The organism is Glutamicibacter sp. M10 (genome assembly GCF_025452055.1).
Classification (GTDB): Bacteria; Actinomycetota; Actinomycetes; order Actinomycetales; family Micrococcaceae; genus Glutamicibacter.
On record NZ_CP104918.1, the window covers coordinates 1,264,155 to 1,277,215 of the forward strand.

Annotated in this window: 10 protein-coding genes and 2 pseudogenes; 4 read left to right on the plus strand and 8 right to left on the minus strand. The window is 55.6% G+C overall.

All coding sequences use genetic code 11. From position 1 onward, the window contains the following. Positions 1-3 precede the first annotated feature (3 nt). Positions 4-748 (minus strand): annotated as a pseudogene (locus N6V40_RS06200) (DUF5058 family protein). Positions 749-989: 241 nt separating this feature from the next. Between N6V40_RS06200 and N6V40_RS06205 the strand changes: the two are divergent. Together N6V40_RS06205 and N6V40_RS06210 are read left to right on the plus strand one after the other, a co-directional pair. After that, on the plus strand, positions 990-1,418 hold the full coding sequence (locus N6V40_RS06205; protein ID WP_131089062.1) for an Lrp/AsnC family transcriptional regulator: 429 nt from the start codon (positions 990-992) through the stop codon (positions 1,416-1,418). Between the two features lie 87 nt (positions 1,419-1,505). Further along, positions 1,506-1,955, plus strand: coding sequence for an Lrp/AsnC family transcriptional regulator (locus N6V40_RS06210; RefSeq protein WP_131089061.1), 450 nt, complete (start codon positions 1,506-1,508; stop codon positions 1,953-1,955). Between the two features lie 140 nt (positions 1,956-2,095). Here the strand turns inward: N6V40_RS06210 and N6V40_RS06215 are convergent, their stop codons facing one another. The 4 genes from N6V40_RS06215 to N6V40_RS06225 all read right to left on the minus strand — a co-directional run bounded on the left by N6V40_RS06215 (position 2,096) and on the right by N6V40_RS06225 (position 6,264). Next, positions 2,096-3,499 (minus strand): NAD-dependent epimerase/dehydratase family protein, encoded by a 1,404-nt coding sequence (locus N6V40_RS06215; protein ID WP_242632487.1) that lies wholly within the window; start codon positions 3,497-3,499, stop codon positions 2,096-2,098. A gap of 163 nt (positions 3,500-3,662) precedes the next feature. Next, positions 3,663-4,451 carry a sodium:solute symporter family transporter gene (locus tag N6V40_RS17610; protein ID WP_396268459.1) on the minus strand — a complete coding sequence of 263 codons (789 nt, stop codon included), beginning with the start codon at positions 4,449-4,451 and terminating at the stop codon, positions 3,663-3,665. Further along, on the minus strand, positions 4,439-5,167 hold the full coding sequence (locus N6V40_RS17615; RefSeq protein ID WP_396268461.1) for a sodium:solute symporter family transporter: 729 nt from the start codon (positions 5,165-5,167) through the stop codon (positions 4,439-4,441). The genes N6V40_RS17610 and N6V40_RS17615 overlap by 13 nt, the downstream gene beginning before the upstream one ends. Before the next feature lie 134 nt (positions 5,168-5,301). Then, complete coding sequence (locus N6V40_RS06225) at positions 5,302-6,264, minus strand: LysR substrate-binding domain-containing protein (protein ID WP_131089059.1); 963 nt, start codon at positions 6,262-6,264, stop codon at positions 5,302-5,304. Positions 6,265-6,528: 264 nt separating this feature from the next. Here N6V40_RS06225 and N6V40_RS06230 point away from each other — a divergent pair. Beyond that, positions 6,529-10,020 (plus strand): annotated as a pseudogene (locus tag N6V40_RS06230) (bifunctional proline dehydrogenase/L-glutamate gamma-semialdehyde dehydrogenase). Positions 10,021-10,088: 68 nt separating this feature from the next. Here the strand turns inward: N6V40_RS06230 and N6V40_RS06235 are convergent. Continuing rightward, positions 10,089-10,688 (minus strand): hypothetical protein, encoded by a 600-nt coding sequence (locus tag N6V40_RS06235; RefSeq protein WP_131089057.1) that lies wholly within the window; start codon positions 10,686-10,688, stop codon positions 10,089-10,091. A gap of 137 nt (positions 10,689-10,825) precedes the next feature. Here N6V40_RS06235 and N6V40_RS06240 point away from each other — a divergent pair, with 137 nt between their 5' ends. Further along, positions 10,826-11,377, plus strand: a complete 552-nt coding sequence (locus N6V40_RS06240; protein WP_131089056.1) for an acyl-CoA thioesterase — start codon at positions 10,826-10,828, stop codon at positions 11,375-11,377. A gap of 3 nt (positions 11,378-11,380) precedes the next feature. On the opposite strand, the gene N6V40_RS06245 is transcribed toward N6V40_RS06240, so the two are convergent. After that, the gene (locus tag N6V40_RS06245) at positions 11,381-11,992 is read right to left on the minus strand and encodes a phosphoribosylanthranilate isomerase (RefSeq protein WP_131089055.1); all 612 of its coding nucleotides are present in this window, start codon (positions 11,990-11,992) and stop codon (positions 11,381-11,383) included. After that, on the minus strand, positions 11,989-12,975 hold the full coding sequence (locus N6V40_RS06250; protein WP_131089054.1) for an acyl-CoA thioesterase: 987 nt from the start codon (positions 12,973-12,975) through the stop codon (positions 11,989-11,991). Before N6V40_RS06250 ends, N6V40_RS06245 begins: the two co-directional genes overlap by 4 nt. Between the last annotated feature and the right edge of the window lie 86 nt (positions 12,976-13,061).

Sequence of the window (13,061 nt, forward strand, 5' to 3'; positions counted from 1 at the left end):
TCCTTAAGCGGTGTGCAAGAAATAGGCGGCAATAATCGAGACGACGATGGAAATACCCAACGCCCATTCCTTCAGCCATTTGAGCTGAAGCGTCTTGGCCAGATAGAGGCACAAGCCCATCATGGCCGCGGAGATGAAGACCAGAATCATGTGGACGTTGGACTTTGGCAGTTCCGCGATGGTCAACGCGCTGAAAGCCCCGAGCAGAGCTGCGGTAGGCACCAGAGCCATCACCGCAGGGTTACGTTTGGCTAGATTATTTCCACCTTTTTTGAGCAGTGGAGTCATGATCAAGGTGCAGATCATCCACATTGCACCGGAAAGGCTCATGGCCATAAAGGCCACACCGAAGACCTGCTGGGTGTAAGTCTCACCGCCGAGGGCAGCTCCCATGGTGCTGGCCGAAATGCTGGCTGAGCCGGTTTCTGCAGCGGCCGATCCGATCAACCCGATGCGTACCAAAACGGCTGGGGTGCCGAAAAGCGCCAACATGCGATGGCTACTAGCACCACGGCGAGGGATGGGCCGATGGACGCAACAGCGCCAGCACGTAAGGATTCCTTGACTTCCGCCAAGGGCATGTCCACATGCGGTGCTGCCTTTTTACGGCCCTGGTGTAGAGCACGCACTGTACAAAGATGACTGCAAAGACACCTAGTGCGCAGAACCAAAGTACTGGGGAGTTGGCAAGTGCCCAGATGTCTGTGGAACCCGGATCACCTGCCGCCATAATCTGTTGCGTTTTCATTAGCGCTTCTTGCCCTGCGAACCATTGATATGAGGCACGTCTCTTTGGGTCTCAACGATCCGCTATCACAGTACAGCTGACAAGATCTGAAAGGTTTAGCCAGATTCTTGTCTAAACACCCAGTTTGATGCGCAGTTCTCACCTGAAAATGGAGGAAATCGCGCCATTTCAGTTGAAACAAAATGGTATCTAGGCGCAAAAGTGATTGCTTATTGGGGAGTTTGGCCTGAAATTTGAATCTATGGCTGATATTCAAGTATTGGGTGAAGTGGAACGACGTATCGTCGTTGCGCTTCAGGTAGATGGCAGAGCAACATGGCGAAAGATTGCCAAAGTCATTGGTGAACCGGAAAGAACGGTCGCCCACTATGGTTCAGCATTGTTAGATGAAGGCAAGGTCAAAGTTGCAGCCATCGCTCATCGTAAGGCCGCGGTCATTGCTTCACTCAAGTGCGCGCCTGGAACTATACCTGTAGCCATTGAAGCTATCTCGCAGCGCTCAGATACTTCATTCACTTACATGGTTACCGGCGAGAGTGACGTGGTTAGCGAACTACATTATGACGGTGGGCTTGAAGACATTCTGACCTTGCAATTGCCGGCAACACCCGGACTGAGCAGCATTCAGAGTTATCCGATTCTGAAATACTTCAAGACTGTTCGAGCGTAGAGGGCAGGATCGCTCAGCGATGCTCAGGAAGCCGCGCTCACTCCCAGCGCAGGTGGGGAACTCACCACGTGGAATCCTGCCGATGGCATGACCGATATTGATCGCTTGATTGTTGAGGTCCTGCGCAACAATGGCCGGGCAAGTATCGACAGCATTTCTCGGCAGGTGAGGATGAGCGAAACTTCGGTTTCGCGCCGAGTGGACGCCCTGCTACGAGGAGAACATATCAGTATTCGCACGTTGGTTGATCCTGCGCTGATGGGGTTCCAAGTCGAAGCACTATTGCGGATTCAAGTTTCACCAGCCAGCGTGGACGCGGACGGGAATAAGCTCAAAACGTTGCCACAGGTCCGCTATGTAGCGGCAGTGGCTGGAGACGCTCAGCTGCTGGTAGAGGTCACTGTTGCTAGTCAGCGGGATCTTTACGAATTCATTGCCGCCACCGACTGGGGCGAGATGGTCCAGCTGCGCACTTCAATGGTGCTCGGAGCGCGCAAGCGTGGTGGACGAATGGTCGAAGAATTACGTTATAGGTAAGAGCGTAGCGTCAAATACGGCACTACAAAGGTCAAAATCTAATGAATGAGCCCCGCCACTCCAGCGTTCACCTGTGACTAGGTGAGAGCTGAAGGTGCGGGGCCAACGGAAGTGAAAAAATTTCAGATCATGGCAAGGCTTTATCCGGAGACGGTGGACGCAAAATCTGTCTCTTGGAATTCAAAGCCTGCGTGGGCAAGAACTTCGCTGGTGACCTTGCGTCCGGTCAATGCAACGCGTGCGTTGGAGCCCATGACCGCGGCACCAATCTTTGGCAGTACCGAGCCGGTAGGAATTCCTGGCAAGCCAGCGACGGAGCGTAGCGCCGCCATCACCTCAGCATTACGCAGCGGCGTAGGACTGGCGGCATGTACCAGTCCGGCAGGGATCTGCGGGGTTTCAAATCCAAGCATGCACCGAATGACCCGAAGCCAGTCCTGCAAGCCAATCCAGCTGAACCACTGTTGTCCGTCGCCCATGCGTCCGCCAAGACCGGTATTCACCAACATATTCAGTGGGCCAAGCAGCGGTGCATCGGGGTGCATCACCAACGAGGTGCGCAGTACATAACGCTGTGCTGCATTTACGTCAGCTTCGTCAAAGGCCTGTTCCCAGGCAGAGGCGACACCGGTCATCTCCGGCAGCGCGCGGCGGTCCGTTGGTAGCGGACTGGACTCGGTGAGATCCGCTTCGCCGGCATCCCCGAAGATTGCGGTGGTGCTGGACTGAATCCAGGTAGCTAGTTGGGGTGCGGAAGCTGCGGCATGCGCCAACGTCTGGGTGGTGGTCACACGCGAGTCAGTCAGCGCTGCGATATTTGCCGGAGTATTGCGCTTGTCCACTCGCTCACCAGCAAGGTTGATCAGATGCACCGGATGCTCACTATGAAGCACTCGGGTCCATGGACCTTGATGGACGCCGTCCCAGGTATATTGCTCTGCGGGGAAATCTTCTGCGGTTTTGCGGGTGAGCACAGCTACCGAGATGCCACGGCAAATCAGATCAGCCGCGAGGTTTCTACCCAGGAAGCCTCGGCCGCCTGCAATAACCACTTGGGCGTCTTTCTTGCGGTGAGCTGTCGGAGCGGTGATCTTATACAGTCGTGCTGCAGCTACCGCGAAGTCTTTGCATAAGGCATTGGCCACGGTGAATTTAAACGCGGTAGTACCGGGGCCGGAGAGGTTCACGGTGAAGTGCAACAGGGCGCCGCCCTCATGCTCATCAACCTGCCAGCGTAGGCTCATGGAGCCACCGGGCTGCGGCTGCGTGAACTCAACCATGCGGGTCTGGTGATTGCGTCGAGTGATCGTGCCGGTGGGCGCAGTATTCCGGTGTAACGGGCCAAAGATCTTGCCAGGAGGTAGAAGATCTACTTTGGTTCCGACGCCGCGCTGGTCGTCATGAACCACAAATCCGTCGAAGCTCTTCATCCATTGGCCGGTCTGCGACAGGTTGCCAACAATCGAATAGACGGCGTTGGGGTCGGCGGCCAGGAACTGGGTTTCGGTGCGCTGCCAGTGGGTATATTTATTCTGGGTGCTCATCGTGCTTGTTCCTTCCAGCTCGGTACATCGGGCATAGCTCAAGGCTACTGGGCGCGGCTATGTTTTCTACGTGCGACATCGGTGTGTGAAGGGCATGAAAAAGCTCCCCGTATCCTCAAACCGTGAAGGTAACGAGGACAGGGGGAGCTAGATCAACTAGTGCTTAGGCAGTGACCTTTGCGCCGACTTCCTGTTCCATCTCGGAGAACTCCGAATCGATGGCTGGATTTGGACGGTAGGTGGCCCGAGAGACCAACCAAGCAACCACCAAGGCTACGACAAAACCAGGAACGATTTCGTACATAGCCGAGGACAGTGGCTTGATATTTCCCCAGATAAAGACCACAACTGCGCCGGAAACCATGCCAGCAAAACCACCGACGGCGGTTAGCTTGCGCCAGTACAGAGCCAACAGAACGATCGGGCCGAAGGCCGCACCGAATCCGGCCCATGCGAAGGAAACCAGGTCCAGAATCGAGGAGTTAGGGTTCAACGCAAGCAACGCTGCCACGACGGCAATGAGCAGAACGCCTGCTCGGCCGAGGTTTACCAGCGCCGTAGGTGAAGCCTTGCGACCGGTGATGTTGTACAGGTCTTCCACCAACGCAGAGGAGCAAACGATCAGCTGCGAGGACATGGTGGACATGATGGCTGCCAACACAGCGGCCAAAACCAGGCCAGCAATTAGTGGGTGGAAGAAGATCTGGCTGAGCAGCAGGAAGACGGTTTCGCTGCTTGACTTATCCAGAGGCTTATCAGCAAAGTGCGCGACACCAATGAATGCGGTCAGTACTGCACCCAAGGTGGTCAGGAACATCCAGGTCATGCCAATTCCGCGGGCGGCCTTAGCTTCACCCGGGGAGCGCAGAGCCATGAAGCGAACGATGATATGTGGTTGGCCGAAGTAGCCCAGACCCCACGCTGCGGTGGAGAAAATTGCTACGGCTGCCACGATCCAGCTGCTGTCGTTGAAGGACGAGAACAGGTTAAAGCCTCTGGATTCACGGTCGTGATTCGCGAACCGAGGGTCTGGAAGTCACCCATGCGAATCACGGCAACAATTGGCACTGCGATCAACGCAGCGAACATCAAAACACCCTGAACCATGTCGGTCAAGGAAGCTCCGAGGAAGCCACCGAAGAGCGTGTATAGCAAGGTAATGAAGGCAACAAAGAACATGCCAGAAAGATATGGCCAGCCGAAGGATGCTTCGAAGAACTTGCCTGCGGCAACCATGCCTGAAGAGACATAGAAGGTGAAGAACACCAGGATGATCAGCGAAGATCCGATGCGCAACAGGTGGCGGTTGTCCTTCAGACGCTTCTCAAAGAAGCTCGGGATGGTGATGGCGTTCTCGGAGATCGCGGTGTAGGAACGCAGTCGCGGAGCGACAAACTTCCAGTTCAGCCATGCACCGATCAGCAGGCCGATACCGATCCATGCTTCGTGCAGGCCGCCGAGGTAGATGGCTCCGGGGAGACCCATCAGCAGCCAGCCGGACATGTCGGAAGCTCCGGCGGAAAGGGCTGCTACCCAAGGCTTCAGGCCACGGTCAGCGAGCATGTAGTCGTCAATGTTGTTGGTTCGGCGATACGCGATATAGCCGATGCCAAGCATGGCGGCCATATAAATTGCGATCGCAATCATCTGGAAAGTCTGGTCGGACATTATTCCTCATTACCGTTGCTGTCCCGAAACGTAGATTGTGTTCGGGACGCGGATTCAAGTGGTGCGCGTCACCACTATGACACGAAAGGTGTGGTTTCTCGCAAGTGTCATAACAGTTGTGATGGTCGATACTTCTATTCGACCGTATCGAAATCTTTGGGCGTAGCCAAAATTACAGAGTTGTTTGCGTCACTCATTCCCGGTTGTGCATGGAGCATATTGCGCACGGCCTGAATGCCCGGGGATTTGGTGGATGAATGCCGCATGGCGGTGAAAATGGTGCGGGCCGGGGCGCCGGGTAGGTCCACGGTGCGCAGGGTGTGCTGGTTGGAACGCAACACTAAATCTGGCAACATCGCCACGGCATTTCCAGTTTGAACCAGTTCCACGTGCGCCTGTAGGTCGGCGGTTTCGTACCGCAGATCCGGTTCAAAACCTGCCAGCCGGCAAGCCTGCAAAGCCCAATGTCGGCTGGCAGCTCCGTCGGGTTCAACCACCCACGGCAAACTGGCCGCGTGTTCCAACAAGGTGACTCGATCAAAGTCTTCATTGCCAACTGATCCCAAGGCGGGCAGGGCCAGACGAATCGGGTCATGAGTCAATACCCTGCGGTCAAGGTTGGAATAGTGTGGGGCCGAGTGTCCTGAATATTGCTCAGCGACGACGAGGTCAAAGCTTCGACTGCTGGTTTCTTCCAGCGCGTCAGCCGGTTCTTGCTGGCTCATTTCAACCCGCAGCTGAGGATATTTTCGGCGCAGTTCGCGCAGCACCGGTGGCATGAGTGCGAGCATGGCGGTTTGGAAGACGGCCAGCCGTACGGTGCCAGCAACTGAGGACATGGTGCCAGCCAAATCTGCTTCGGCCTGTTCCATGGCTTCAAGCAAAGTTTCGGTGTGGGCCACCAAAAGCTGCGCCTGGGCGGTGAGCTTCAGGGTGCGGCCGGTGCGTCGAAGCAGTTGCACTCCGGCCTCGGCTTCCAACTGACTAAGCTGTTGCGAAACCGAGGAAGGAGAGTAGCTCAGCGAATCGGCTACTTCGGCAATGGTTCCGCGGATGCTTAGCTCGCGCAACAGTCGTAATCGTCGCAGTTCAAGCACGGGTTTTCCGCCGTTCGGTCGGGTTTGAAATGATGCGTAAAGATACATTAGCAAACCCGAACAAATATCTTCGGTTTTGTTCACTTTTGCTTAATGCAACTTAGGTTCATACTCGAAATTGCACACAGCTAATTTGTTCGGGAACACAGCAATCGCTACCCGCCAAAAAAGCCATAACGACTTACGCGTTCGGTGCCGAACCAAGACTGAAATAATTTGCATCGAAGGGACCAATAAGTGTCTTCTCTCTCCACCCAGCACACCGTGCCAGCAGCAGTAGATGTTGATGGCAATCCGCTCACCTCACCGGCAGATCTTGCCGATGAAGTTATTGCCTTGGTGCGCCGTTGGCTCACCGAAGCAGCTGACTATCCGGTGGATGCAGCGGCTGCCCGACTGGCAGGTGTGCTCAAAGATCCCAACGGCCTGGACTTCACCGTGGGATTTGTTGACGGCGTTATTCGCCCTGAAGATCTCAACGTTGCCGCAGCCAACCTGAAGAAGCTGGCACCAAAGGTTCCAAGCTTCCTACCTTGGTACATGCGCAAGGCCGTGGGTCTCGGTGGAGCCATGGCGCCGGTAGTGCCTCAAATCGTTGTTCCTATCGCGCGCAAGGTTTTGCGCGAAATGGTGGGACACCTGATCATTGACGCGTCCGAAGCCAAACTGGGCGGAGCAATCAAGAAGATCAAGCGTGACGGGGTGAACCTGAACGTGAACCTGCTGGGCGAGGCCATCTTGGGCGAGGGCGAAGCCGCCCGCCGTCTTGAAGGAACCACCACCCTGCTTGAACGCGATGACGTGGACTACGTCTCCATCAAGGTTTCTTCCACTGTCGCCCCGCACAACCACTGGGCCTTTGATGAAGCGGTGGAGCACATTGTTGAAAAGCTCAGCCCGCTGTACGCACTTGCGATCAGCAACCCTAAGAAAAATTCATCAACCTGGACATGGAAGAGTACAAGGATCTTGAGCTGACCATTGCGGTCTTCACCAAGATTCTCTCGAAGCCAGAGTTTAAAGATTTGCCGGCCGGTATCGTCTTGCAGGCCTACTTGCCAGATGCCCTCTCGGCAATGATTCAGCTGCAGGAATTTTCCGCAGCACGTGTAGCCGACGGCGGAGCGCCAATCAAGGTGCGCGTGGTCAAGGGCGCTAACCTGCCGATGGAAACCATGGAAGCTGACATCCACGGCTGGCCACTGGCTACCTGGCACAGCAAGCAAGACTCGGACACCAGCTACAAGTCCGTCTCTGGAATACGCCTTGCGCCCAGAGCACGTGAAGAACGTACGTATCGGCGTTGCCGGACACAACCTCTTTGATGTTGCCCTAGCTTGGCTACTGGCCAAGTCCCGCAATGTCACGGACGGCATTGAATTTGAAATGCTCCTTGGCATGGCCACCGGCCAGGCCGAAGCGGTGCGTAAAGAAGTCGGCTCCCTGCTGCTGTACACCCCGGTAGTGCACCCACAGGAATTTGATGTTGCAATCGCTTACCTGATTCGCCGCCTTGAAGAAGGCGCAAGCCAAGAAAACTTCATGTCTGCGGTCTTTGAACTCTCAAAGAATGAACAGCTTTTTGAACGTGAAAAGAACCGTTTCTTAGCTTCCTTGGACGCACTGACCGATGTGGTTCCTGCACCACACCGCGTACAGGACCGAAACATTGAAGATCCAGCCTTGGCGCAGCGCGTTGCTGGTTTTGCCGATGGAACCACCGAATTCTTCAACACCCCGGATACCGACCCGGATCTTTTGCAAAACCGTACCTGGGGCCGCGAAATTCTCTCCAAGATGCGTGACTCCTCGCTGGGCAAAGACTTGGTCAAGGCGAACACCATCAACGCCGCCGGCGAATTGGATGAAGCCATCGCCATGGGTGTTGATGCTTCGCAGGCTTGGCAGGCGCTGGGATCAGCAAAGCGTGCCGATATCCTGCACCGCGGTGGACTGCTCTTTGAAGAGCGTCGCGCCACCTTGCTGGAAGTTCTTGGCTCCGAGTGCGGCAAGACCATTGACCAAGGTGACGTTGAAATCTCTGAGGCCATCGACTTTGCCCACTACTACTCGCAGCTTGGCCGCGAACTGGACTCGGTGGACGGCGCAGAATACGTACCATCCAAGCTGACCGTGGTGACTCCACCATGGAACTTCCCGATGGCCATTCCTGCAGGTTCAACCCTTTCGGCGTTGGCTTCCGGCTCGGCAGTGATCATCAAGCCAGCGACTCAGGCAGCTCGTGTTGGTTCGGTTATGGTGCAGTGCCTGTGGGACGCTGGCGTGCCAAAGGATGTACTGCAGCTTGTCTTCGTGGGTGATCGTTCGTTGGGTCAGCAGTTGGTTTCCGATGAGCGAGTAGATCGTTTGATCCTCACCGGTGGTTACGAAACCGCAGAACTCTTCCGTTCTTTCCGCAAGGACTTGCCACTGTTGGCTGAGACCTCGGGTAAGAATGCCATTATTGTTACCCCAAATGCAGACCTTGATCTAGCTGCCCGCGATGTAGTGCAGTCGGCTTTTGGTCACGCCGGACAGAAGTGCTCAGCGGCCTCGCTGGTAGTTCTGGTTGGATCGGTTGCTGACTCACGTCGGTTTAACAACCAGCTGATCGATGCGGTCAAGTCGCTGAAGGTTGGCTACCCGTGGAACCCTGAATCGCAGATGGGCCCGTTGATCGGTGAACCCGGCGAGAAGCTCAAGCGCGGTTTGACCACCTTGGGTGACGGTGAGCGCTGGGCAGTTGAGCCAAAGCAGTTGGATGACTCCGGCAAGCTCTACTCTCCCGGTGTGCGCTACGGTGTGCAACGTGGCAGCGAATACCACAAGACCGAATACTTCGGCCCAATTCTTGGTGTGATGACCGCGGCGACTCTGGAAGAGGCAGTGGAAATCGTCAACGAGGTGGACTACGGACTGACCTCGGGACTGCATTCCTTGGACCGTGGCGAGATGGCTTACTGGATGGAAAACATCCAAGCAGGCAATATCTATGTCAACCGTGGCATCACCGGTGCTATCGTTCAGCGTCAGCCATTTGGTGGTTGGAAGAAGTCCGCTATTGGTGCAGGCACCAAGGCCGGCGGCCCTAATTACCTGATCGGTATGGGTAGCTTCAAGGATGCTCCGGTGAAGGACACCGCTGCTTTGTCTCGCTTTGATGAGCGACTACTCGCAGCGGCCGAGCTGGATGAGTCACAGCTGCAGTGGCTGACCGCTGCTTTGGGCAGTGACAAGTACTGGTGGAACGCTGAGTTCAACAAGGCCAAGGACCGTTCCGGTCTGCAGGCTGAGCGCAACGTTTTCCGCTACTGCTCGGTGGATGTCACCGTGCGCTTTGAGCAAGAAACCAGTGGCCATGGTTTGGCTGAGGCTTTGCGCGTTGTTGCTGCCGGCGTCACCGCAGGCTCCCGCGTATACCTCTCGGTGGATGCGCAGCTTTCAACGCAGGTTCGTGGCTTGCTGGCTGAACACTCGGTGACCGTGGTGCGTGAAACCAGCGACCAGTTTGCTGCTCGGGCTGCCAAGCTTGCGGCGAAGACCGGTCCGGATTCGGCAGCTCGGATCCGTTTGATTGGTGGATCGATCAAGGCGGTTGCCGAGGCAACCGACGGCAAGCCAGATGTCGCCATCTACGCTTCGCCAGTGACCGGTGCCGGGCGAGTAGAGCTACTGCCATTCCTGCACGAGCAGGCAGTATCTATTACCGCCCACCGTTTTGGTACGCCAAACCACCTCAGTGACGGTTTGGTCTAAGCGCTCATAACAAGAACTACGGACGGCACCTGCCCAAGGCAGATGCCGTCCGTAGTCTTATGTGGACGTTATTTCTTGAGGGGCTTGTACTTGGCCATGTAGAAATCGGCCAATGCAGCAAGCACCGCTGGTACTACATAGCGGGCCATGCTCACCAAGACAAAGGTAGTAAGGGATCCGTGATCCGAGGTCACCGTTGCCTGCGCGAGGAATCCTAGGCCAACGGCCGAGAAAAGACCGATGATCCATCCAGCAAGCTGGCGTGAGCGCAAAGTAAACCAACCGGCCAGGGCGAGCACTGGTAGCAGTAAGCCCCACACGGTGAAGTAGCCACTGAACTGGCCGGTGAGATCAAGCGCGGAAACCAGGAACCAGTCACCGTATTCGACAGTGTCCAAGACGGGTAACTTCAGCAAGATATCCAAGATCTGTGAGAGCAGAACCAGTGCCATGGCGAAGATCTTGGTGTCCTTGCGACCAGGCAGTAGCCAGAAGCTAGATATGGCCAGAACACGGATGACCCAAAGAGCCACAATGATCAGCAAGCTTCCGCCAGTGACATAGTGCGCTGTGGCCAATAAGGTGGATCCGGCAATGCCGACAATCAAGGCGAGCCAGACTCCAATAAGTCGGGCTGGCAGTTGAATCAGTGGTTTTTCTTCGCTCACTTGGTCAAGTCTAATAATGCTCGCTGTGCAAGTGCTGTTCTGCGTCATGGCTGGCGGCTGGGTGTGCAGCGTACCCAAGGGAAATTTCAGAGAACAGCGGACTAGGCAGAAAAGTTACTGAGCGGTAATGTGATGGTATGCACATGATCTTCAGAATTCTTATGCTCTTTGTTAACAGCAAAAAGTCCAGCAAGCTCACCATGTTTGATACCAGCTCCGTGCAAATGCGAGCCACACTGACCGACATCGACTTTGCTGGGCATATCAATAACGGAATGTACTTCTCGATCTTTGATTTGGGTCGTTTTGATCTGATGTTCCGCTCCGGGGTCTGGGACATCATGCGCAAGAACAAATGGACGCCAGTGGTTCAGACCGAAACCATTACCTTCCGTAAGTCTGTGCGCTTGGGAACCAAATTCTCGCAGGAGACCAAACTGCTGGGGCTAGATGACAAGTGCATCTACTTCGAACAGCGCATTGTCGTTGACGGAGAAATCTACGCCCGCGGTTACATTGCCACCCGCATGACCTCAAGCAAGGGTGCAGTATCCAACGAGCAAATCCTCGCCGCCGTAGGCTTGGATGTTCCTGAAGACCGTGTAGTTCCAGAATGGTTGCACCAGTGGCGCGAACAAGGAGCACTGCCCGGCTCGCGCAAACCGGCACCACATAACTGGGTGGGCTAGAAACTATTCAGCTTTCGCGGCGTCAAGGAACTGAGCAATCAGGAACGGGTCTTTGACGCCGCGTGATGATTCAACACCAGAAGAAACATCTGCTCCGGTGGCCCCGGAGATTCTCAACGCCGGGGCAACATTGGCAGGGCTTAGCCCGCCGGCTACTAACCATTTGCGTCCAGCAGCCAATTCACGCACAGCAGCGTAATCCCAACTTTCACCACTGCCTGGCACGGAGGCATCGATGAGCAAAAGCTCTTCGCCCCAATCAGTGAATTCTTCCGCAGTGGCATCACGACGTACGGCACGGATGACCTTAAACCCAGCAGCCTGGGCCTGAGCCACGTCCTCTTTGGTGCGCTGGCCATGAAGCTGAACCCAGCCCACCTGTGCTTGTCTCGCCCTTTGAACCACGGTAGGGATATCTTCTGAACGGAAGACCGCAACGGTGGCAATGTCTTTCGGAACCAGTGCAACAAGAGTTGCGGCGTCTTGCGGAGCAATTTCCCGAACGCTAGAAGTCAGCACAAAACCAATCGCATCTGCGCCGTGGCTTATGGTTACCTGAACATCTTCGGCAGTGGAAAGCCCGCAGACCTTGACCAACGGTTTTACATTGTTCATGAGGCGCTCGATCCTACCAGGTGCACTGGTGTGTAACCGCCAGGTGCGTTAGCTCGAATGGCCACCAACTCACGAGCGTGCTCCCACAAGCGCCGGTCCTCTTCACTGACCGGAACCCAAGGCTTGACCGGAACGGCAGTTCCCGTCTCGTCGCGGGTGACCATCACTGTCAGGCAGTAAGTGGTTAGATTCATTTCGCGTGATTTCGGGTCACCGGAGCGCACATGGACAGCGACGTGCATACCCTTGCTGCCGGTGTATACCAAGCGAGCTTCTACCTCAACCAAATGTCCAATAAACAGTGGCTGATAAAAACGCACGCCACCGGAGAAAACAGCAACAGTATCCTGCTGGCAGTAACGGGCAGCGCAAAGCTGGGCAGCCTCATCGATCCACTTCATCACGATGCCACCGTGGACTTTACCGCCCCAGTTCACGTCTGTTGGTGCTGCCATGAACCGAAGGGTAACGCGTTCGGCGGTGCCAGCATCCGTGTATTGCTGATCTTTCATCGACGCAACGATCTGTTCACGGATCTCAATGCGTGCCAGCGCGTCGTCGCGCAGTTCTATTTCACGTACCGTGCCCGGGCTGAAACTAGGCACCGCGGTTGGTTTGCCTGATTCATCCACAGCAACAAAAATCACCAGACAGTTACTCGATGCCACGGGGCGCAGTTCGCGTGGATCTCTGAAGGAAACTTCAGTCTGAATGTGCATGGAGCTGGTTCCGGTGTAGACCACTGAGGCTGTTACTTCTACAAGATCACCGGAGTGAATCGGATCAGCAAAGTGGATATTGCCAACGTAGGCGGTGACGCAATAGCTAGTGGACCAACCTACAGCGGCAGCGTAAGCGGCCTTGTCAACCCACTCAAGTACGGTGCCCGCTGGAACCATCCCGTTGACATCAACGTCAGTAGGGGCGGCAAGAAAACGCAGGGTAACGGAATGGGGGCGCTGTTTTAGCTCCGAAGTGCTCATGCACCAAGTTTCTCTCACAAGCGCTCTGAGCGGCAATGTGTGACAAAGCCCCTGCAATCCGCCCCTGAATCTGTCCTAGGATAGTG

Coding starts and splice junctions, on each gene's coding strand:
- N6V40_RS06250 (WP_131089054.1), bottom strand. CDS start 12,975: ATGAGCACTTCGGAGCTAAAACAGCGCCCCCATTCCGTTACCCTGCGT.
- N6V40_RS06210 (WP_131089061.1), top strand. CDS start 1,506: ATGACCGATATTGATCGCTTGATTGTTGAGGTCCTGCGCAACAATGGC.
- N6V40_RS06240 (WP_131089056.1), top strand. CDS start 10,826: ATGCACATGATCTTCAGAATTCTTATGCTCTTTGTTAACAGCAAAAAG.
- N6V40_RS06245 (WP_131089055.1), bottom strand. CDS start 11,992: ATGAACAATGTAAAACCGTTGGTCAAGGTCTGCGGGCTTTCCACTGCC.
- N6V40_RS17615 (WP_396268461.1), bottom strand. CDS start 5,167: ATGTCCGACCAGACTTTCCAGATGATTGCGATCGCAATTTATATGGCC.
- N6V40_RS06215 (WP_242632487.1), bottom strand. CDS start 3,499: ATGAGCACCCAGAATAAATATACCCACTGGCAGCGCACCGAAACCCAG.
- N6V40_RS06205 (WP_131089062.1), top strand. CDS start 990: ATGGCTGATATTCAAGTATTGGGTGAAGTGGAACGACGTATCGTCGTT.